A 19,941-nucleotide genomic window follows, 5' to 3' on the forward strand; every position below is an offset into this window, starting at 1 on the left:
AAAATTACCCTTCCTTCTCGATAGTATCTAGGCATTCACGAAGTAACGTACCGTACTCGTACTTACCTGGACATACAAAGGTACACAATGCTAGATCTTCTTCATCCAGTTCAAGCGCACCCAGTGCTTGAGCACTGTCTGTGTCGCCGGCACATAGATCACGAAGCAGCAAAGTAGGCTCCATATCTAAAGGCATTACGCGTTCGTAGTTGCCAATTGGAACCATTGAACGATCACTACCATTGGTCGTCGTTGTCATATTGAACAACTGACCTTTGAATACGTGACCAAGGAAAGAGCGAGTTACCGAGAACTTATTCTTACCAGGCATTGCCCAGCCAAATAGTTCTTTTTCACGGCCTTCACGTAATACAGAAACCTGTTGATGGTAACGGCCAAGGTATGCGTGTGGACCAGTTGCATGTGTACCTGTTAGTACTGAACCAGAGATCACACGAACTTCGCCAGGCATCAGCTCGTTATCTGTTAGGTCATCTAAGCTTGCACCCATTACGGTACGAACTAGACGAGGGTTATTCACAACTGGGCCAGCTAGAGACACAACACGATCTGTGCATAGCTCGCCAGTTAGGAACAGCTTACCGAACGCGATAACGTCTTGGTAGTTGATGCTCCATGCCACATTCTCTGCATTTACTGGGTATAGGAAATGCATGTGGGTGCCAGCAAGACCTGCTGGGTGAGGGCCATCGAAGACGTGTTCTTCTACGTTAGACTGTGAAGAGCGTGGCAAGCTAGTGCCAGATTTACATACGTAAACCTTGCCTTCTGTCAGGGCTGAAAGAATGTCTAGACCAGCAATGAATGCTTCTTGTTGCTCATTAATGATCAACTCAGGCTTAGCTGCTAGTGGATTAGTATCCATTGCAGTTACGAAAATAGCCTTAGTAGAAGACTCGATTGCAGGAACCTTGCTAAACGGACGAGTACGTAAAGCGGTCCATAAGCCAGAGTCAACCAACTGAGTCTTGATCACTTCACGATCTAGACCTGAAAGTTGAGCGGCTTCGAACTTATCAAATGTCACCTGCTCTTCACCTGCCACTTCAATCACTACAGATTGAAGGACACGTTTAGCGCCACGGTTAACTTCGATCACTTTACCGGCTGCTGGTGCAGTAAATTTCACGCCTGGGTTCTTTTTATCTTCAAAAAGAACTTGCGCTTTTTTCACTTCATCACCAACGCGGACATGCATGGTAGGTCGCATGCCAACGTACTCTTCGCCAAGCAAGGCGACTTTTTTGATGGTCTTACCATCATTAATCACCTGGGATGGAGTTCCTGCGATAGGAAGATCCAAGCCCTTCTTTATTGTAATCATACGCACTTGCACTACTTTTATCGGGAAAAAGATTCTTTTGATTGCGTAACTTTTAGACACGACATCAGTGTCCGGTTTTGATGTTGTTTTAAACATCAAAATCGCAACATCCTATTAAAAATCTCGTCACAAGGAATACGCGAGATTTATCAGGTGCCGTAGTCTAGCATTTTTTAGGAACTTGATGCCATGATCAATCATTAGAATAGAGGGGTTATTTCGGTAGAATCACGTCTAAAAGGTCAAAGAATAGTCATAACTTTGACCCATCGCACAAATGCCATATTCCATACATATCTTATGGAAAAGTGATATTCATCGCCTGAAATATTCTGCAATTTCCATTCATTTGTTGAAACACTGTTAACACATTTTTTAACCAGAATTTGTGCCACGTTAATGTCCCTAAAGAATGTAAAACGAAAAAAGATGGCCTTAAGCCACCTTTCTCTGCACCTTTATATCTTGCGTTTTTAGTGACCACCACCCATACACATCGGGCTATCAGGGGCGCCATCTTGTTCACGCTTCCACTCTTCATCAGTATATGTATGAATAGCTAATGCATGAATGTGGTTGTCCAGTTCATCTGCCAAAATTTGATGAACTTGACGATGGCGCCCAATCAAACGCTGTCCCGCGAACGAATCACTCACAACAATCACTTTGAAATGACTCTCTGAGCCTGGTGGCACATTATGCATGTAGCTCTCATTAATGACTTTGAGATAGCTGGGTTGCAGCTCACTGTGTAGTTTCTTCTCTATGATTTCTTGGATCATATTCGTTCCTCATTGATGCGAATTCCATAAGTATATACCTAAGTAAAGCAGACATGCATCACTCAAACGTCACTCTCATTATTGACGCACTTTGTAGACATATTGTCTCAAGGCGCTTGACTCCACGAACATGTCTAAAGAGCAGCCATCACTGAACTCGTAAAATTTGACAGCTTTTTGTATCTCGACACGTCATCATTTGCGACAATAACACTTAATTTCTAAATCAACTTACATTTAGCTATGAAAACCGAACTGAACCTTCACGAGCGAAGCTTAACACTTCATCGTTTCCCAAAACGTAGTAACGAAACGCTACAAGCGTGGGATGCCGGTGATGAGTATCTTATTAATCATGTTGAAGAGCTTGCTTTGCCAGACAATCAAAACATCCTCGTGATTAATGACAGCTTTGGTGCCCTCTCCTGCTGGTTTTCGGAAAAGCACCATGTAACGCTAATGAGTGATTCATTCATCTCACATAAAGGTGCACAGCAAAATCTAGAGCAAAACCAGTGCAATAAAGTAGCGTTTGCCACCACGATGGACCTCGTTCCTGCCAATATTGATCTCGTCTTGCTGCAACTGCCCAAAAGTAACCGCCATCTAGTGTGGATACTAAGCCAATTAAGAAAGGCGCTACCGGCTTCCTGCCCCGTCATTGCAGTCAATAAAGCGAAAGACATTCATACTTCGACGCTAAAACTGTTTGAAAAATACTTAGGCGAAACAAAAACATCTTTGGCCTGGAAAAAGCACAGATTGGTGTTTTCTCAAGCAACAGTTGAGCCTACGATTGAAGTAATGCCTTTCACGACTTGGCGCGTTGATGGCGAAGATATCGAACTCAAGAACATGCCAAATGTCTATTCAGGAGAAAGTTTAGATTTAGGTGCACGCTTTATGCTGCAGCACCTGCCTCAAGACCCTTCAATAGACAATGTCATCGACCTCGGCTGCGGCAATGGTGTTCTGTCTGTTAAATTTGGTCAGTTGAATCCAAATGCTCGGCTAACATGTGTTGATGAAAGTTTTATGGCGCTTGAATCAGCAAAACAGAACCTACGCGACAACCTTGGTGAAAATAGAGACATACAGTGTATAGCGAACAATTGCTTGGACGGTTTTAAACACAGCAGCAGCTCTATGGTTATGTGTAATCCACCGTTTCATCAACAACAGGCAATCACCGATCATATTGCTTGGCAAATGTTCTGCGATGCTAAACAAGTATTAAGTGAAAATGGCCGTTTACTGGTTATCGGAAATCGTCACCTCGGGTACGACGCAAAACTCAAACGTCTGTTTGGCGATAAAAATGTGAAACTTATCGCTTCCAACAATAAGTTTGTGATTTTACAGGCTACAAAAAATCCTGCTAAATTAAGCGCAAAATAAGCTTTAGCAAAATAGTTAAAAGGAATAATAAAATGAGAAAATTGGTACTTGCGGCTTCGGTTGCGTTGCTTGCTGCGTGTTCAGCCCCTCAACAACCTCAGCTGAACCTGATGCCAGAAAGCACATTGAGCACCAATCCAATTGTTCAAGGCAAGACTTACAGTTTGACCAGCAAAGATGTACGTGCAGCGCAGTACGTGGCGTTGGTGGATAACGGCCGTTCGAACATTCTTCCTCTTCATGCTAAACAGAATTTACGTATTGCGTTAGAAGAAGCATTAGAGAAGCAATTCTCATCTCAAGGTTTCCATGCGGATCTAAACAGCAACAACGCGATTGAATTGAGCGTTCAAGAAGCGTTGGTCAACGTGAAGCATTCGGTGATGGAAAATGAGATGGACGCTAAAGTTGTGCTGGAAATCACAGCAGAGACACCTGAGGGCAAGCTAGTCAAAACTTATACAGGTACAGCAAAGCGCTCTGGCACATTGAGTGCCTCTGATGCCGATATTGAAGAGACATTGAATGATGTGGTGACATTGACGCTTAAAGAGATTGCCAATGACCCTGAGCTTCGTCAATACATGCAGGAGCGTTTCTAATGTTACGCAAAGCGATTCTGTCTTTAGCATTACTCAGCTGCAGCGTTTGGGCTGGACCAAAAGTAGCGTTTGAAACGACACTTGGTTCATTTACGGTTGAGTTAAACGAAGAGAAAGCACCTATCACTGTCGCTAATTTTCTGAAATATGTAGAAGATGGGAGCTACGAAGGTACTATTTTTCATCGTATTATCCCAGGCTTCATGGCACAAGGTGGCGGCTTTAACCAAGATATGCAGATGGTGAAAACATACGCGCCAATCAAAAACGAAGGAAATAATGGTCTAAACAATGACCGTGCTACCATCGCCATGGCACGAACTAATGCACCAAACTCTGCAACTCGTCAGTTTTTCGTCAACTTAGTCGACAATGACTTTCTCAACTATGGCGCTCGACCACCAGGTTATGCTGTATTTGGTGAGGTTACTGAGGGGTTCGACGTTATCCAGAAAATGGCTCAGCAGCCGACCACGACGGTAGGCCGAATGCGTGATGTACCAGAGACGCAAATCGTCATCACCAAAGCTACACTACTTAAATAGCCAAAACGATAAGCCCTTTGAATAATCGAAGGGCTTTCTCTTTCAACGGCTTCATTTTATTGGATTGATTTATGTCTTCATTACCTTCCATCACTTGGTTGGAAACGGTAAAAAGTTACCTCGATAAACGACTCATGTGGGTTTTCATGCTGGGCTGCTCTAGCGGCTTTCCGTGGGTTCTTATCGGCTCAAACATGTCAGGTTGGCTAAAAGATGCCGGCTTGACCCTCTCCGCAATTGGCTATTTTGGTAGCGTTTTTGCGGTCTATGCGATCAACTTTCTGTGGGCACCTCTGGTTGACCGCGTGAAGCTGCCAGTCCTCTTTAGACTGCTGGGGCAAAGACGTAGCTGGATTTTCTTTTGTCAAAGTATCGTACTCGTCGCTACCCTATTTATTGCCGGCGTAAATCCAGCGGAAAACTTGGTGTTTGCGTCACTACTCGCCTTGTGTATTGCAACGGCTTCAGCGACACAAGACATCGCAATTGATGCTTTTCGTATTGATACTTTCCCAAAGTCAGAAGAGTCTAAACTGCCTCAAGCTTCTGCAATGGCGGTCATTGGCTGGTGGACAGGTTATTCACTACCGGGTTATTTAGCGTTTGTTAATGCTGATAGCGTCGGTTGGAATGGTGTGTATTACGGGATGGCGGTGATAGTCGGCATTCTAATGGTCTTTACGATTTTAGTCGGTGAACCGAAGACTCAACGCGAACAACTTCAGTCTGCCGCTGAACAACGACACAAAGAAGTGGTTGGTTCAAAAGTCGTAGCTTGGTTTACCGTGACTGTTGTAGAACCTTTCCTTGATTTCTTTAATCGCAATGGCGTCCGTGTCGCGATTACTCTGTTGCTGTTCGTTTTCCTATTTAAAATTGGCGAAGCGTTTTTGGGCAGGATGTCGATCGCGTTCTATAAAGATATTGGTTTTAGCAATGAACAAATTGGCTATTACTCCAAACTGATTGGTTGGGGAGCCACCATCTTCTTTACTTTTGTCGGAAGCATGTTCAACGTTAGGTTTGGTATTGTACGTGGATTAATGATCGGCGGTATTGCTATGTCTGCCAGTAACTTGATGTTTGCATGGATTGCTTCGGTAGGCCCAAACGAGCACTTGTACTTAGCCACGATTATTGTCGATAACTTTACGACTGCTTTCTCAACCGTCGCTTTTGTTTCATTTTTGACGATTCTAACCGGGCAAGCATTTTCGGCAACTCAGTATGCGTTGCTTGCCTCTCTAGGAAACTTCGGACGGACGACTCTTGCTTCTTTCAGTGGCGAGCTAGTGGATTATCTTAATGATTGGAGCACATTCTTCGTGCTTACCGCTGTCATGGTCGTGCCAAGCTTGATTATGTTGTACTCGCTACGACATTACTTTGATGCTCTATTGGAAAAAGCACGTCACAAGCATTAACGAAGCATATAAAAAACCACCGAATTCGGTGGTTTTTGTTTTGCGATATATAAGATAAGAGGTCTATGGGTATAACCCTTTACCAAACATATTAAATATACGTGCCACGCCTTGAGTAAAGATCATCGGCTCAGTCAATACGGTTAAACACAAGCAGTCTTCTCCGGCCTTAGTGTAAGGGCTATGCTTCACTGATGCGTCTCTAATCATCAAATCGCCTTCTTCATATTGGCCATCCTCGTCACTAAATCCGCCATGTAGGATCAATGTAGACTCCAGGCCTTTGTGCGTATGTTGAGGAATTTGCACATCTTCCCCGATGTACATTAAGCTGACACGAGCGTCTTCCCCTAGGTCAATCTGAGCACTGAAAACCTTGCCTCCGTAACTTCTCCATGACCCTACGAGGTCAGAGAAACGCGCTAGAGTTTTAGGAAGAGCGAAACTTTTTCCTGCCACATTAACAGCAGCAGGGTCGCGGATCACGATATTATCAGTCGCTGGCTCCGCATTGATGATGTCATTAAACATGTCGTCAAATCCAGAAACATACTCAGAAGGTATGTCACTTACGATGTTCGCTTGACTTGCTTCGACTTGGTTCACATAAGCTCGGCACTTGGTGCATGTTTCTAAATGGGTTGCGACCACAAGACCAGAAACTGCATCAATGCTTCCCGAAGCGTATGCTTCTAACAAGCTGTTATCTGGGTGTTTGTTCATAGTTGCTCCGTATGCATTGAATGCCTTAGCTTTTCTACTGCAAGCCTCAGCCTGGATTTTACAGTACCGAGGGGTATATCAAATAATTCCGCGACCTGTTGATGAGGTAGCTCTTCAAGATATACCGCTTGTAAAACATCTCTCTGGTTTTTCGGTAATATATCTAAAAACTTCACCACCTGTTCTTTCAACATATCTTGCTCTGGTGAATAGTGATCAACAAGATCAGGTGGATAATACTCTGACGGCCAAATGTCATCAGAATGAATGTGTAATTCCTTACCTTTCTGTTTTCTCAGCAAATCAAAACAAAGGTTTCGGATTATGGTATATATCCAAGTCGATAACGCGCTCTTTTCACCATCATAGAGGTGCGCTTTCTGCCAAACTGTCGCCATGGTCTCTTGCACCATCTCCATAGCAACTTGCTCATTACCAACATGTTTGTAAGCGAATTGCTTCAGCTTGGGTGCGTAAAAACGGAATACAAAAGCGAACGCGTCTTTGTCTCGAGCCTTCACTTTATCCATGTAATCGTTCCAATCACTGCGCCCCAGTTTTTTCGGGCTATCACTCATCATAATCGGCCTTAATTTGTGGGAGGAGTTTCCTCCTCCCATTCTTCCTAATCGGTCACGTCATCGACCAACAAGTTGAAACCACCGTTGTTCCCATCATCAATGGCAACGACTTGGTACACAACACCGTTCATTACATTGACTGGTGCTGAGTCAACCGCAACAATACTTGGGTTACCAGCCACTGTTACCGTTACATAATATGTACCTTCAGCGACATATAATCCTTGTACACTATTTTTATACGCAAAATTAGCAATAGTTGGATCACTTCCATCTATTCCTGCACTCGTAGTGAGGTAAATATCCACCATTTCCGCTATAGGATTAGCCGCCGCGTGTGTCACATTCAATGTCGCGCTAGTCGCCACAGCGCGTCTCATATCTTCAACAACCAGAGCTTCGATATCAATCGCTGGGCTAACAACACCGACTGCATAAACACTGTAATCCATTCCACCTGCAACCATTAACCCGTCAACATCTATCATCGGATTGGTTGTTGTGCCATCCACGTAAACATCAATATCGTAAGCCCCAGCAGCAAGATCCAAATAACCACGAATCTCTTTGAACGCTAAGTCGGCAAGAGGAGCGAAGGCCGCCCCGTTAACGTTAACATCGACGACTGGCGCTCCATCGACAAGGTGTCCGACTCTTACTTCAGCTTGGCTGCCCATATCTTCAATTATAGAAGAGCCCGAACCGTCCAACACCAAGAGTTTGACAGGTGACGTGCTATTCGAATCTCCTGTGCCGATAGCGGCAATCGTCAAGTTGGAGTTAGCCGCAAGAGGTACTGTGCCGGAGTCAAAAGCAACGCTGTCTCCTACGGCAAGTCGAACTTGATACTCACCAGCTGGGATGTTCAATACGTCGGTAGAAGCTTTGTAAGCAAGGTTAGTTATTGGAGTCGCGCTAGCAAGAGCAACACCTGGCTCAGTGACATAAAGATCAACAGCAGGAACGCCTGAAGCTGCATGAACAACTTGAACATCTAGACTATTGGCATCAGCCATTGAATCGGCGCTGCGAGTCACAACTAAAGGCTCAACTGGGTTTGGCGAACCATCGGCATCGCCAACAACGAACACGTTATAATTGAGGTCGGAATCAAGATCTAGTTCTGTTTTAGGTACTACGGTCGCGGTTTCATTACCTGGGAGCTGTACATCGACCTGAATCGAATTCATCCCCTCTCGCAATTTAACGTAGCCAGATCCCACACCATAATCAACATTCGTTAAAGATGGTTTATCGTTGATCCACACATTTGCAAGCGGCGCATCAGAAGAAGCGTGCACTGCTTGTAAATTGGAATACTCGATAGTGTCACTGTCGGAGCCACACGCCGCCAGTCCTAATGTCGCAACAATAGTTAGCGCAGCTTTATTAAATCCTTTCATATCCTTGCCTCTTTGTTAGTCGGGGCTTCTATGGCTTCTGTCAGAAATTGCAACGCAGGAATACAGTCCTCTGCGCCGACTAGCTGTTCGAACAGATTGCAGTCTAGGGGTAGTAACTCAAGCCAACGCTGAGTAACCCAAGCAGAGTCATCGTAAAAACGATGCTGGTAGAGGCTTCCAAGTTGAGGAAACTCTTCATAAACATGGGATAACTGCTGGCTTAAAAAGAAGAAATCTGGTGAGTTGTCTAGATGTTGCCAATTGTCTAACCATTCAACCTCTGCATGACGTAAGCCATCCGCATCTGCACGGACGCGTTTGACAACAAAGCGTTGCTCACCAGCAACTGTAATACCAAGAAGGCCATCACTGAGTGTTTCAAAATCAACGATCCTGACCAAAGTTCCGATAGATGAAACGTTACCCACGTCTTTAGGGTCACCTTCACTTCCTACCAGGCAAACTCCAAAGCCCACATTTTGTAGGCTGCATTCCTTTACCATTCGCTTATATCGTGGCTCAAAAATGCGCAGATTCATTTTACCCTCAGGGAGTACAACTGAAGTGAGTGGGAATAACATGACTTCTTTCATTCAAACGTCCTCTTTGATTCACGGATACATACGAATCCCTTATCACTCCGATCACTAACGATTTATGTTGGTTAATCGACTGGCTTAAAAAGTCATAAAATCGCTTACGCAAACGATCCAAATCACACATTTATTGCAATCAAATGCAACAAACAAAAAGTTCCGTAAATAAAGATAATTTCGTGACACAACTCACCAAAAACGTTCAGTTTTGCACCCTTTATCACTTTCATTTGGGATTTTTATCGCTATTATTCCCGCCAATTGGAAAGCGCAGCATAGATTGCGTGTTCTGAATCATTACAAACATAGAGAGTCCCCTTATGCGTAAATCACTTTTAGCTCTTAGCCTTCTAGCGGCTACTTCAGCTCCAGTTATGGCGGCAGATTACTCTGACGGCGATATCCACAAAAACGATTACAAGTGGATGCAGTTCAACTACATGTACTCAATTGATGAAATGCCACGAGTTAAAGGCGCTGACGACAACGCTCACGATTACCTAGAAATGGAATTTGGCGGTCGCTCTGGTATTTTCGACCTATACGGTTACGTAGACGTATTTAACCTAGCGACTAAAGATAACCAAGATAAGTCAATTGAGAACGGCGCTCCTGACAAGATGTTCATGAAATTTGCACCACGTATGTCTCTAGATGCCGTAACTGGTAAAGACCTATCTTTCGGTCCAGTTCAAGAGCTATACATTGCATCTCTAATGGAATGGGGCGGTAACAACGGTGGTGTAAACAACCAGAAAATCGGTTTAGGTTCTGATGTAATGGTTCCTTGGTTAGGTAAAATCGGCCTAAACCTGTACAGCACTTACGATGGCAACAACAAAGGTTGGAACGGTTTCCAAATCTCGACTAACTGGTTCAAACCATTCTACTTCTTCGACAATGGTTCATTCATTTCTTACCAAGGTTACATTGATTACCAATTCGGTATGGATGATGATGCTGGTAACAAATTTGGTACTACCGCGTCAAACGGTGGTGCAATGTTCAACGGCATTTACTGGCACTCAGATCGCTTCGCGGTTGGTTACGGCCTGAAAGCATACAAAGAAGTATATGGCGTAAAAGACGGTCTACAAGTTGCTCCAGGTGTTGAGCTAGAATCGACTGGTGTAAGCCACTACCTAGCTGTAACTTACAAGTTCTAATTGAACCACTAAGTTTGCTCAAAAATGGCGCCTTTCGGCGCCATTTTTATTTGCTTTCCTTTTTTCCCTCATTATCCTTGCAGCAAACCTTTTTAATGAGAGCGTTTGGTGAATATCCTTATCCTCGGTCCAGGTGCGGTGGGCTCACTCTGGGCAACAAAATTTAAGCTTGCCGGGCACAATGTTTCATTGTGGGGAAGAAGTTCAGAGAGACAACAATCACTTCAGTTGGATGACACACCCGCAATCGTATTCAGTAATCAAGATATTTCCTCCGTAAATAAAGCAGATCTAATTTTGATCACGGTAAAAGCTTGGCAAATGGAAGACGCCATTCAGCCTTTACTGCCTCATACCAACGCAGACACGATTATCATGCTGATGCACAATGGTATGGGTACCGCCTCTGGCGTGGAGAAGGCTCTGCCAAACAATCCTATCGTGCTCGCCACAACGACGCACGGCGCATACAAACCAGATAACCAACACGTACTGCATACCGGTCACGGAACAACGCAAGTGGGTGGTTATAATGACAAAGGAATGCAGTGCGCTTTTCTGCAAGATGTTATGCATCATGCTCTTCCAGAGGCCATTTGGAATCCACACATCCAATCTGCGTTATGGACTAAGTTAGCAATTAACTGCGCGATTAACCCACTGACTGCGATTCAGCAGTGTAAGAATGGTGAACTTGCGAAGCCCGAGTTTAAGATACAACTCGAAAGCATCACTCAAGAACTGGTTGAAGTAATGAGTAAAGAAGGTATTGCTATCGAGTTTCGCTCTCTTTTCGATACGGTACTGCAAGTGGTGAACGCCACAGCTGAGAACTATTCTTCAATGAGACAAGACGTATTCCATCAGCGTCGAACGGAAATTGATTTTATAACCGGATACTTGTTAAAGGCTGCCGAGAAACATCGCATCAATACGCCTGAGAATTTAAAACTTTACCAACGCATCAAACAAATAGAACAAAGCTGGACAGAACAATGAGTAAGAAAATCTTAGTGCCAATCGCTCCGGGCACCGAAGAAATGGAAGCCGTCACCGTTATCGACATGATGGTTCGCGCGGGTTATGACGTTACGGTAGCGAGTGCTGCTTTTGATGGCTCATTGACGATGAAAGCTTCTCGCGGAGTCACACTAACAGCCGATTGTAAACTGGTCGATATCGCTGATAATGAGTTTGACGCCATAGCGCTTTCTGGTGGTGTTGGTGGTGCAGAAATTTTTCGTGATAGCACGGTGATGATAGAAATCCTTAAGCAGCACATCTACGAGGGAAAATTGGTCGCTGCTATCTGCGCAGCACCAGCGTTGGTATTGCAACACCATGATCTTTTCCCACAATCACTGATGACCTGTCACCCGAGCTTTCAGTCACATATCCCGGAAGAGAAGTGGCGCAGCAAACGCGTGACCTTTGATATCAACCACAACCTGATCACTAGTCAAGGTCCGGGTACAGCTTTAGAGTTCGCGATGGAAGTAATCATTCAACTCTCAGGTAAAAAACACGCATGGTCAGTTGCTGAACCAATGATCCCTCTGCCTACTCTGCACTACCACAAGCTTGGTGAAGAATAATGTTTGACGTAAATGCTGTACGTGAGCAATTTCCCGCTCTAAATCAATCCGTCAACGATACGCCCTTAGTTTATCTAGATAGCGCAGCGACAACGCAAAAACCGCAATGTGTGATTGATGTCATCAGTCATTACTACAGTGCGCAAAATGCCAATGTTCACCGTGGCAGCCACAGTTTAACGGCTAATGCCACCAGCCAATTTGAAGCGGCACGAGAACGAGTGGCAAGCTTTATTGGTGCAAACAGCTCTAAAGAGATCATTTGGACACGGGGCGCAACCGAAGCACTGAACTTAATTGCTCAAACCTACGCCCGTAGCACGTTACAACCAGGTGATGAGATCTTGATTAGCGAGATGGAGCACCACGCCAACATCGTGCCCTGGCAAATCGTGGCAGAACAAACGGGTGCTAAAGTCATTAAAGTTCCGATGACATCAGATTGTCAGTTCGACATCAGTGCATTTGAGGCGCTTCTGTCTGACCGCTGTAAAATTGTTACTTGCGCACAAATAACCAACGTAACAGGCACACGCCAACCTATCGAAAAAATCACTGAACTGGCGCACAACGTTGGCGCGGTTGTTGTAGTTGATGGCGCGCAAGGCATCATACATGAGCAACTTGATTTATCGGCATCAGATATCGATTTCTACGTTTTCTCAGGTCACAAACTTTATGCACCAGCAGGCATTGGGGTTTTATACGGCAAGCTTGAACTTTTGGAAGCCATGCCACCATGGCACGGCGGCGGCAAAATGGTTGAACGCGTTTCTTTCGAGAAAACGACGTTTTCTGCACTTCCTGGTAAATTTGAAGCGGGCACACCAAACGTTGCGGGCGCGATTGCTCTAGCGAAAGCCATTGAGTGGTACCAAGGTTTTGACCATCACGAAGTAGAGGCTCATTTCCATGTGCTTCAGGATAAGGCCTACCAAGCACTAAGCGCTTTGGATGACATCCATATTCTAGGCTATCAACCGAATGCCTCTGTACTGACCTTCGTCATGGACGGCGTTCATCACCAAGATATTGCGACGCTGCTCGATCAACAAGGCATTGCGGTACGAGCAGGACACCACTGCGCTCACCCATTGATGGATGCGCTAAACGTTAAAGGCACGGTACGCGTTTCTTTTGGTATTTATAACACGGCTGAAGATGTGGATAGACTCATCGCCGCCGTAGAAAAAGCCGTCGACATGCTATAACGCCAACGGTTTGATTTGGAGTAACCAACAAGGTTACTCCATCTGCCTATCCAGAGTCGCCACGCAATTTCTGCCATTTCTTTTCGCAGCATAAAGCGCTTTATCTGCATGCGCATACAAACGTTTGGTGGTTTCATTTCTGCCTATTTCCACCACGCCTACACTCACCGTGACCGGAATTTCAATCTTTTCAAATTCGAACTGACAATTTTGAATGTGGGAACGTACTTCCTCTCCTACCTCTTTCGCCGCCGACAGAGAAGTTTCTGGCAAAATAATCGCAAACTCCTCCCCTCCGACTCTTGCAAAAATTTCGTCTTTGACGAGTAAGTGAGAAACCAAATCAGCTAAGGTCTCTAAGACATAATCCCCCGCATCATGACCACGTTTATCATTGATGACTTTAAAAAAGTCCAAATCAAACAATAACAACGCGGAGTGATAATCTGGAGCTTGGGATTTAATAACTTCTTCTGTGAGCTTTTCGAAAAAAACACGTCGATTGTAGATGTTGGTAAGAGCATCAATTTGGCTTTGATGGCGAAGAAGGGTTTCAACTCGGTGGCGATTGGAGATGTTGCGTGTAAGAATAAGGACAACGCGACGACCTCGGTATTTTATAGCGAGTGGGCAGATCTTGCCTTCGTAGTATAGGTCGCCTCTTGGCCCACTGTTAGCATCTATTCCCTGAATGCTGTCGGCGCACATCTTGTACTCGATCGTCACAATACTGTCTTGTTTCAGTGATCGACTGATCTGCTCGATAAACCAGTCAGCTTTATCTTTCTCGAGTACGCTGTGCAGCGTCTCACCTATCAAATTACTTCCATCGTGATAGGCTTTTTTATCTGTTCCTCCAAAAACATCAATATAGATACCATCTTCACTCAGAATAAAAGTGGGGTCTGGCATTCCGGATAATACGTCTTGCGCATGTTCCAAGGTGAATTGCATATAGGGAGGTTCCTAGCGTTTGTACCTAAATATCCCAATCGCCTCCAAATGCGTGTCAGCATTGGGGAACAGGAGCGAATGAGGCATATGTCTACTATCTAATATAGACAAATTTTAAATACAATTGAGTTTATAAAAACCAAGTGGGCAATATAATGAACCAGGATCAATAGAAAGGTTAATTAACACTAAAATAGTCGACTATTTGCATACTTTTTATCCATATGCAAAAAATGTCTCAACTCAGATACAAAAAAGCGCCAAACAGCTAGGTTATTCGGCGTTTTTAAGAATTGGGAAAATGACTCGTTACACGGCGGTTTGCTTAATCTGCTCTACAATAGCTTTCAAGCCATTACCACGTGACGGGCTTAAATGGGAGACAAGCCCCAGTTGACCAAAATAAGCATCAATATCAAATGCTTGAATTTGATCGGCCGTTTTTCCGTCATAAGCCGCCATCACCAAGGCAATCAATCCACGGACGATACGCGCATCGGAGTCCGCACAAAAATGCCAAACGCCATCTTGCTCTTGGCTCACTAACCACACCAAGCTTTCACAACCCGAAACGGTAACTTGTTCTGATTTCAGCTCTTCTGGCATTTGTGGCAGCTTTTTACCCCACTGAATAACCTGACGGTAGCGATCTTCCCAGCCTTGAAATTGCTGCATAGTCGCTACAATGTCTTCGCTGGTGATATCTGTACCAAATGGAGAAACGGGAAAATCTGTCATGATGCGCTCTTCTTCTAGTTTACTTCTTATATTTTGAAATCAACTTCTCAACGATTCGCGATACCGCGACAAAGCCAAACGTTGCAGTTACCACAGTCGCCGCACCAAAACCGCTAGCACAATCCATACGTTTTGGGCCTTCCGCTGTCGACTTCACACCACACACTGAACCGTCTGCTTGAGGGTACTTCAGCTGCTCGGTTGAAAACACGCAATCAATACCAAACTTACGAGCCGGATTCTTAGGGAAGTTATGATGACGACGCAAGGTGTCTTTGATTTTCTTCGCTAGAGGATCTTGGATCGTTTTCGTTAAGTCAGCGACCATGATCTGCGTTGGGTCAACCTGACCACCAGCGCCCCCCGTGGTGATCACTTTGATCTTGTTGCTGCGGCAATACGCCAACAAAGACGCCTTCGCTTTTACGCTGTCAATCGCATCTAGCACGTAATCAAACTCTTTGCTTAAGTACTCATGTTGATTGTCTGGCGTGATGAAATCATCAATCAGATTGACTTTACACTCTGGGTTGATCAATTTGACACGCTCGGCCATCACTTCAATTTTGCTTTGGCCAACGGTGCCCGTCATCGCATGAATTTGGCGGTTAATATTCGTGACACAAACATCATCCATATCAATCAGAGTCAACTCACCGATCCCAGTACGGGCCAGCGCTTCGACCGCCCATGAACCCACGCCACCAATACCAATAACACAAACGTGTGCAGCGCGAAGAATGTCCACTTCACTGTTGCCATAAAGACGACGAGTGCCGCCAAAGCGTTGATTGTAGCTGTCAGATGCTGGGGTATCGAGTTCACGCATATTGAAGTCCAGATGATCGATAGAAAAACAAAGAGTGCGATTTATACGCACTCTTTGATGAAATGTCTAGATAAGAGGCGGTTCCTCTTTCTTGGATGGCTATTGTAGCTTTTCTGGCGGCAAAGCCCAAGGCGCTTGAGTTGGTGAGTTTTCCAGCCCAAGTTTCCAAACTCGACCAAAATGCTTGTAGTGCCCTGCTTCCGTTCCTGCTCTCGCACCAATGCCATGATACAGATCCAAATGGTTCTGTTTTACAGCACCACCAGTGTCTAAAACGATCAGCATTCGCAGTTGATGCGCACCACTCCACGTACCATCGGCATTCAGCAGTGGCACTTCCGCCAAGATTGGAGTCCCCATTGGTAAGATAGAACGGTCACCCGCGACCGCGGCCATTGGCAACAAAGGAATACCAGCCGATCCCGTTACTGGCGCTTCCGCTTTTGGCGCAAAGAAGACGTAAGAAGGGTTTTGCTCCAACAACTCGCGTACTGTTGCGTCGTCGTTGTCCATTACCCATTCTTTAATCGCTTTGAGAGACATTTTTTCACGCGGCACTTCACCACGTTCAATCAAAATGCGGCCAATACTAACGTAAGCTTTATTATTTTTCCCTGCGTACGCGAAGTACTCCAACGTATCATCATCTTCAAAATGCACATAGCCACTGCCCTGCACTTCCATCATAAACGGGTCAATACGGTTAGGTGCATAACCTAGCACTAAACCTTGGCCATCTAATGCCCCGTTGTAGATCTCCGCGCGAGTCGGACAATCTGATGAGCAGTTTGGCTTGCCATAAACTGGGTACTTAAAAATGTCGTTTGGTGTATGACGCAGTTCCATCACGGGAGAAAAGTATCCGGTAAACAGCACATTACCTTTTTTATCACCACCACCCAATTGCGCGGCTTGAATGCCAAACGCACTCAACGCACTGGTATCTCCGCTCTGTTGCGCCCACTCACTTAATCGTTGATATAGCGGTTGGTATATCTTCGCCATGGATGGTGACTTTATCACCACTTGCTCAGCTTGCTTGTTAAATTCAGTAAAATCGCGTGGTTTGTTAGACTCAACCACATCCACTTGATTGAGGATCTGAGGAAACTCACCATCAAGATATTGCTGAGCACGATCATTTTGTTGAGCACAGCCAAAGAGTAGGCTCAAAGAGATAATAGGAAGGAGTTTTTTTAACACGTGTCTTTTCCGTAAAAGAGAATAGCAAAAGGATGGCAAACAAATGCATACGGTGCAATTGAAAAGCAACGACAAAATGTTTCAACGCTAAGCCAATCCGTTTACTCGTTGTGAATTCATTCAGTTAATGCAACATGATAACAGCGGAAGAATTACGGAATTGTCCGGATTATGTTTGGAAGTAAAATTTACTGATTGAGAGATGAAATTGTGATCATCCATATGGCTCACAGACGCAAGAGAGCTCTGCTTAAAAGACAATAATAAAAACGACTATCTTACCGCTATCCTTGCACGTCCCTCTAAACGGAATACAGGTAGATAATGAGCATTGGCATCCAGCTTCATTTCTGCATGCTGCTTACCCACAAAATTGAAGTGCCGCTCATTTGAACCCACTCGATACGAAAACGAATCCCCATCGAATTCAAAACTGGTCGCCACTGTAGAACCATTTACGGTAACACCGCGCTCACTCAACACAAATTCTTCACGAGCATAAGGCGCAACATCTTGCTCAACCCAGCGACCATAAATTGTCGATTTGGGAATGGGCGGATTAATGGTTCGAGTAATCAAATCACTATACAGCATGCACACGACAACGGTTCCAACTATCGCTATAAGCATGAGAGAACGCTCTAGCCACTTACGAAGCATTGATTTAGATGACGTTTTTGACAGATTTGAAGCAGTGATCGCAGCATTCTTATTAACAGCAGAAGACATGAGGTTCACGTATTGAGGAAAGACGCCACCATTGTAACCTTCCATCTTAACGGGACCAAGAACCTACCTCAATATGTTTGTGCTTTATTCCAAAATTTCGCCTTGCCACTCAATGAATAAAAAGGCATTATTTTAACATAATTAAACAAAGGAATGGCTGTAGTGAAAATTCGTAGTACTGCTCTCGTAAAAGGATTCCGTCAATCAACACCTTATGTCAATGCTCACCGCGGAAAAACCATGGTGATCATGCTGGGCGGAGAAGCCGTCGCACACAAAAATTTTGGCAATATTATTAATGATATCGCACTCATGCACAGCCTCGGAATCAAAGTCGTGGTGGTGTATGGTGCACGTCCTCAAATTAATCAGCTGCTAGAAAAACAAGACCTCACTACGCCTTACCACAAAAATATCCGCATTACGGATGAATCGGCTTTATCTGTTGTTATGCAAGCTGCCGGACAACTTCAACTTGCGATTACTGCGCGCCTATCAATGAGCCTCAACAACACTCCGATGGCAGGCACCCAGCTCAATGTCGTTAGCGGAAACTACATCATTGCTCAGCCACTCGGCGTTGATGATGGTGTGGACTATTGCCATAGTGGACGCATTCGCCGCATTGACACCGATGCTATCAACCGCACTCTTGATCAAGGTTCAATTGTTCTGCTAGGTCCCATTGCTAGCTCTGTGACTGGCGAGTGCTTCAATTTATTATCGGAAGAAGTCGCCACCCAACTAGCGATAAAGCTGGGTGCGGATAAGCTGATTGGTTTTTGCTCCGAACAAGGTGTCATTGATGACAACGGCAATGCTGTCGCCGAGTTACTACCAATTGAGGCGGAGCATGTCATCAAAACGCTCTCTGAAAATACGTCTCCTGACCTAGATTACAACACTGGAACACTGCGCTTTCTTAAAGGATCTATTGCCGCTTGTCGTGCCGGAGTGCCTCGTAGCCACTTGATCAGCTATAAAGTGGATGGAGCCCTAATTCAGGAGTTGTTCTCTTTCGACGGCATCGGAACCCAAGTTGTTATGGCGAGTGCTGAACAAGTGAGGCAAGCTAATATTGACGATATTGGCGGTATCTTAGACCTCATTCGCCCGTTAGAAGAACAAGGTGTACTGGTTAGGCGCTCTCGAGAGCAGCTAGAGCAAGAGATTGGAAAATTTACCATCATCGAAAAAGACGGCTTGATTATTGGCTGTGCTGCCCTTTATCCATACCCAGAAGAGCGTAAAGCTGAGATGGCTTGCGTAGCGATTCACCCTGACTATCGTGATGGCAACCGAGGTTTGTTACTGCTCAACTACATGAAACATCGTTCTAAATCCGAAACCATTGATCAAATTTTTGTCCTCACGACACACAGTTTGCATTGGTTCAGAGAGCAAGGTTTTTACGAAGTCAGTGTCGACTATTTGCCTGGAGCCAAACAAGGGTTATATAACTTCCAGCGTAAGTCCAAAATCTTAGCGTTAGATTTATAGCTTAACCTTAAATCAGGGAGCGAAACTTGACGTTCCACTATACCAACTAACCTCAAAGGGCAGGATTCAGTTCATTCACGCTCAACCCTGCACATCGAGCTTGTTTAGGAACGAGTTTGTTTAGGAGTAAGGCCACACATAAACCCTACTCCGGACTAGCGGGTCATCATGTAAACCCAACTTAGAAATGCGCAAACCATTGCTTGATTTTTGTTCCAATTTTATCTTTTAAATATACATTTGGTTGGCTATACTCTGCTCGCTAGTGATTGGTTTTTAACCAATACGAATGGATCTAGGTGATGTAATTAGCCTTCACCCTAAAATACTGGGCAATTGAAAAACTAGTTAGCTCCGTATTGCACACCAAGGACAGTTGTTAATCTGACTTTAAATAAGCCGAGACGAGCACTGTTATGAGAACAATCATTTGTAATTCGCTTCAAAGCTTCTGGGATATGGCTGACAATCAGTTTTTAGAAGGCCTAGACGTCCACTGTGTTTTCCCCGTAAATGACGCTATCCGAGATTTTATTCTTGCTTATCAACAGCAATACAAAATACGCAGCGTGTCTTTTACCAATGCGTTTGCAAAACATGCATAAAAGAAGACCGAG

The 19,941-nt window shown here is 44.7% G+C and carries 21 protein-coding genes; 10 read left to right on the plus strand and 11 right to left on the minus strand.

What is annotated here, in order from left to right; all coding sequences use genetic code 11:
- Nucleotides 1-4: 4 nt before the first annotated feature.
- Both MTF70_RS02160 and bolA read right to left on the minus strand, forming a co-directional pair.
- Nucleotides 5-1,345 carry a Na(+)-translocating NADH-quinone reductase subunit A gene (locus MTF70_RS02160; protein WP_005380264.1) on the minus strand — a complete coding sequence of 447 codons (1,341 nt, stop codon included), beginning with the start codon at nucleotides 1,343-1,345 and terminating at the stop codon, nucleotides 5-7.
- 473 nt (nucleotides 1,346-1,818) lie between these two features.
- The gene (gene bolA / locus MTF70_RS02165) at nucleotides 1,819-2,127 is read right to left on the minus strand and encodes a transcriptional regulator BolA (RefSeq protein ID WP_005380262.1); all 309 of its coding nucleotides are present in this window, start codon (nucleotides 2,125-2,127) and stop codon (nucleotides 1,819-1,821) included.
- A gap of 243 nt (nucleotides 2,128-2,370) precedes the next feature.
- On the opposite strand from bolA, the gene MTF70_RS02170 reads away from it, so the two are divergent.
- From MTF70_RS02170 to MTF70_RS02185, 4 genes are all read left to right on the plus strand, one after another.
- On the plus strand, nucleotides 2,371-3,525 hold the full coding sequence (locus tag MTF70_RS02170; RefSeq protein WP_005380260.1) for a methyltransferase: 1,155 nt from the start codon (nucleotides 2,371-2,373) through the stop codon (nucleotides 3,523-3,525).
- A gap of 32 nt (nucleotides 3,526-3,557) precedes the next feature.
- On the plus strand, nucleotides 3,558-4,127 hold the full coding sequence (locus tag MTF70_RS02175; protein WP_005380259.1) for a YajG family lipoprotein: 570 nt from the start codon (nucleotides 3,558-3,560) through the stop codon (nucleotides 4,125-4,127).
- Nucleotides 4,127-4,672 carry a peptidylprolyl isomerase gene (locus tag MTF70_RS02180; protein ID WP_005380258.1) on the plus strand — a complete coding sequence of 182 codons (546 nt, stop codon included), beginning with the start codon at nucleotides 4,127-4,129 and terminating at the stop codon, nucleotides 4,670-4,672. The genes MTF70_RS02175 and MTF70_RS02180 overlap by 1 nt, the downstream gene beginning before the upstream one ends.
- Before the next feature lie 71 nt (nucleotides 4,673-4,743).
- Nucleotides 4,744-6,096, plus strand: a complete 1,353-nt coding sequence (locus tag MTF70_RS02185; RefSeq protein ID WP_005380257.1) for an MFS transporter — start codon at nucleotides 4,744-4,746, stop codon at nucleotides 6,094-6,096.
- A 63-nt stretch (nucleotides 6,097-6,159) separates the two neighbouring features.
- On the opposite strand, the gene MTF70_RS02190 is transcribed toward MTF70_RS02185, so the two are convergent.
- The 4 genes from MTF70_RS02190 to MTF70_RS02205 are packed head-to-tail and all read right to left on the minus strand — an operon-like array spanning nucleotide 6,160 to nucleotide 9,396.
- Nucleotides 6,160-6,819, minus strand: coding sequence for a ChrR family anti-sigma-E factor (locus MTF70_RS02190; protein ID WP_205461146.1), 660 nt, complete (start codon nucleotides 6,817-6,819; stop codon nucleotides 6,160-6,162).
- Nucleotides 6,816-7,400, minus strand: coding sequence for an RNA polymerase sigma factor (locus MTF70_RS02195; RefSeq protein WP_005380255.1), 585 nt, complete (start codon nucleotides 7,398-7,400; stop codon nucleotides 6,816-6,818). The genes MTF70_RS02190 and MTF70_RS02195 overlap by 4 nt, the downstream gene beginning before the upstream one ends.
- A gap of 44 nt (nucleotides 7,401-7,444) precedes the next feature.
- A complete protein-coding gene (locus MTF70_RS02200) occupies nucleotides 7,445-8,803 on the minus strand; it encodes a DUF4397 domain-containing protein (RefSeq protein ID WP_205461145.1) in 1,359 nt (452 codons plus the stop codon).
- Complete coding sequence (locus MTF70_RS02205; protein ID WP_017636020.1) at nucleotides 8,800-9,396, minus strand: LON peptidase substrate-binding domain-containing protein; 597 nt, start codon at nucleotides 9,394-9,396, stop codon at nucleotides 8,800-8,802. The genes MTF70_RS02200 and MTF70_RS02205 overlap by 4 nt, the downstream gene beginning before the upstream one ends.
- Before the next feature lie 323 nt (nucleotides 9,397-9,719).
- On the opposite strand from MTF70_RS02205, the gene MTF70_RS02210 reads away from it, so the two are divergent.
- The 4 genes from MTF70_RS02210 (at nucleotide 9,720) to csdA (ending at nucleotide 13,371) form a co-directional block, all read left to right on the plus strand.
- Nucleotides 9,720-10,565, plus strand: coding sequence for an outer membrane protein OmpK (locus tag MTF70_RS02210; RefSeq protein WP_005391741.1), 846 nt, complete (start codon nucleotides 9,720-9,722; stop codon nucleotides 10,563-10,565).
- Between the two features lie 108 nt (nucleotides 10,566-10,673).
- Nucleotides 10,674-11,564 carry a 2-dehydropantoate 2-reductase gene (gene panE / locus MTF70_RS02215; protein WP_054865702.1) on the plus strand — a complete coding sequence of 297 codons (891 nt, stop codon included), beginning with the start codon at nucleotides 10,674-10,676 and terminating at the stop codon, nucleotides 11,562-11,564.
- Nucleotides 11,561-12,160, plus strand: a complete 600-nt coding sequence (locus tag MTF70_RS02220) for a DJ-1 family glyoxalase III (protein WP_170890494.1) — start codon at nucleotides 11,561-11,563, stop codon at nucleotides 12,158-12,160. The genes panE and MTF70_RS02220 overlap by 4 nt, the downstream gene beginning before the upstream one ends.
- On the plus strand, nucleotides 12,160-13,371 hold the full coding sequence (gene csdA / locus MTF70_RS02225; protein ID WP_205461144.1) for a cysteine desulfurase CsdA: 1,212 nt from the start codon (nucleotides 12,160-12,162) through the stop codon (nucleotides 13,369-13,371). The genes MTF70_RS02220 and csdA overlap by 1 nt, the downstream gene beginning before the upstream one ends.
- Nucleotides 13,372-13,404: 33 nt before the next feature.
- Here csdA and MTF70_RS02230 read toward each other — a convergent pair whose 3' ends face one another.
- The 5 genes from MTF70_RS02230 to MTF70_RS02250 form a co-directional block, all read right to left on the minus strand.
- The gene (locus MTF70_RS02230; RefSeq protein ID WP_017636017.1) at nucleotides 13,405-14,325 is read right to left on the minus strand and encodes a GGDEF domain-containing protein; all 921 of its coding nucleotides are present in this window, start codon (nucleotides 14,323-14,325) and stop codon (nucleotides 13,405-13,407) included.
- 309 nt (nucleotides 14,326-14,634) lie between these two features.
- Entirely contained in the window at nucleotides 14,635-15,063 is a 429-nt protein-coding gene (csdE, locus tag MTF70_RS02235) for a cysteine desulfurase sulfur acceptor subunit CsdE (protein WP_064368728.1), read from the minus strand.
- A gap of 19 nt (nucleotides 15,064-15,082) precedes the next feature.
- Nucleotides 15,083-15,892, minus strand: a complete 810-nt coding sequence (gene tcdA, locus MTF70_RS02240; protein ID WP_005380241.1) for a tRNA cyclic N6-threonylcarbamoyladenosine(37) synthase TcdA — start codon at nucleotides 15,890-15,892, stop codon at nucleotides 15,083-15,085.
- 99 nt (nucleotides 15,893-15,991) lie between these two features.
- On the minus strand, nucleotides 15,992-17,095 hold the full coding sequence (gene mltA / locus MTF70_RS02245) for a murein transglycosylase A (RefSeq protein ID WP_005391723.1): 1,104 nt from the start codon (nucleotides 17,093-17,095) through the stop codon (nucleotides 15,992-15,994).
- A gap of 273 nt (nucleotides 17,096-17,368) precedes the next feature.
- Nucleotides 17,369-17,824 (minus strand): DUF2850 domain-containing protein, encoded by a 456-nt coding sequence (locus tag MTF70_RS02250; protein ID WP_005380234.1) that lies wholly within the window; start codon nucleotides 17,822-17,824, stop codon nucleotides 17,369-17,371.
- 162 nt (nucleotides 17,825-17,986) lie between these two features.
- Between MTF70_RS02250 and argA the strand changes: the two genes are divergently transcribed.
- On the plus strand, nucleotides 17,987-19,324 hold the full coding sequence (gene argA, locus MTF70_RS02255) for an amino-acid N-acetyltransferase (RefSeq protein ID WP_012841478.1): 1,338 nt from the start codon (nucleotides 17,987-17,989) through the stop codon (nucleotides 19,322-19,324).
- Between the two features lie 416 nt (nucleotides 19,325-19,740).
- Nucleotides 19,741-19,929: a hypothetical protein gene (locus tag MTF70_RS02260; protein ID WP_005380230.1), complete on the plus strand. Its 189-nt coding sequence runs from the start codon at nucleotides 19,741-19,743 to the stop codon at nucleotides 19,927-19,929.
- Nucleotides 19,930-19,941: the final 12 nt, after the last annotated feature.

Origin of the sequence: Vibrio sp. 2CM40D (genome assembly GCF_023161825.1) — a bacterium.
GTDB classification, from domain to species: Bacteria; Pseudomonadota; Gammaproteobacteria; order Enterobacterales; family Vibrionaceae; genus Vibrio; species Vibrio alginolyticus.

Bases quoted from the DNA above. Each gene is read 5' to 3' on its own strand.
- MTF70_RS02160 (WP_005380264.1), bottom strand. From the start codon at position 1,345: ATGATTACAATAAAGAAGGGCTTGGATCTTCCTATCGCAGGAACTCCA.
- bolA (WP_005380262.1), bottom strand. From the start codon at position 2,127: ATGATCCAAGAAATCATAGAGAAGAAACTACACAGTGAGCTGCAACCC.
- MTF70_RS02170 (WP_005380260.1), top strand. From the start codon at position 2,371: ATGAAAACCGAACTGAACCTTCACGAGCGAAGCTTAACACTTCATCGT.
- MTF70_RS02175 (WP_005380259.1), top strand. From the start codon at position 3,558: ATGAGAAAATTGGTACTTGCGGCTTCGGTTGCGTTGCTTGCTGCGTGT.
- MTF70_RS02180 (WP_005380258.1), top strand. From the start codon at position 4,127: ATGTTACGCAAAGCGATTCTGTCTTTAGCATTACTCAGCTGCAGCGTT.
- MTF70_RS02185 (WP_005380257.1), top strand. From the start codon at position 4,744: ATGTCTTCATTACCTTCCATCACTTGGTTGGAAACGGTAAAAAGTTAC.
- MTF70_RS02190 (WP_205461146.1), bottom strand. From the start codon at position 6,819: ATGAACAAACACCCAGATAACAGCTTGTTAGAAGCATACGCTTCGGGA.
- MTF70_RS02195 (WP_005380255.1), bottom strand. From the start codon at position 7,400: ATGATGAGTGATAGCCCGAAAAAACTGGGGCGCAGTGATTGGAACGAT.
- MTF70_RS02200 (WP_205461145.1), bottom strand. From the start codon at position 8,803: ATGAAAGGATTTAATAAAGCTGCGCTAACTATTGTTGCGACATTAGGA.
- MTF70_RS02205 (WP_017636020.1), bottom strand. From the start codon at position 9,396: ATGAAAGAAGTCATGTTATTCCCACTCACTTCAGTTGTACTCCCTGAG.
- MTF70_RS02210 (WP_005391741.1), top strand. From the start codon at position 9,720: ATGCGTAAATCACTTTTAGCTCTTAGCCTTCTAGCGGCTACTTCAGCT.
- MTF70_RS02220 (WP_170890494.1), top strand. From the start codon at position 11,561: ATGAGTAAGAAAATCTTAGTGCCAATCGCTCCGGGCACCGAAGAAATG.
- csdA (WP_205461144.1), top strand. From the start codon at position 12,160: ATGTTTGACGTAAATGCTGTACGTGAGCAATTTCCCGCTCTAAATCAA.
- MTF70_RS02230 (WP_017636017.1), bottom strand. From the start codon at position 14,325: ATGCAATTCACCTTGGAACATGCGCAAGACGTATTATCCGGAATGCCA.
- csdE (WP_064368728.1), bottom strand. From the start codon at position 15,063: ATGACAGATTTTCCCGTTTCTCCATTTGGTACAGATATCACCAGCGAA.
- tcdA (WP_005380241.1), bottom strand. From the start codon at position 15,892: ATGCGTGAACTCGATACCCCAGCATCTGACAGCTACAATCAACGCTTT.
- MTF70_RS02250 (WP_005380234.1), bottom strand. From the start codon at position 17,824: ATGTCTTCTGCTGTTAATAAGAATGCTGCGATCACTGCTTCAAATCTG.
- MTF70_RS02260 (WP_005380230.1), top strand. From the start codon at position 19,741: ATGAGAACAATCATTTGTAATTCGCTTCAAAGCTTCTGGGATATGGCT.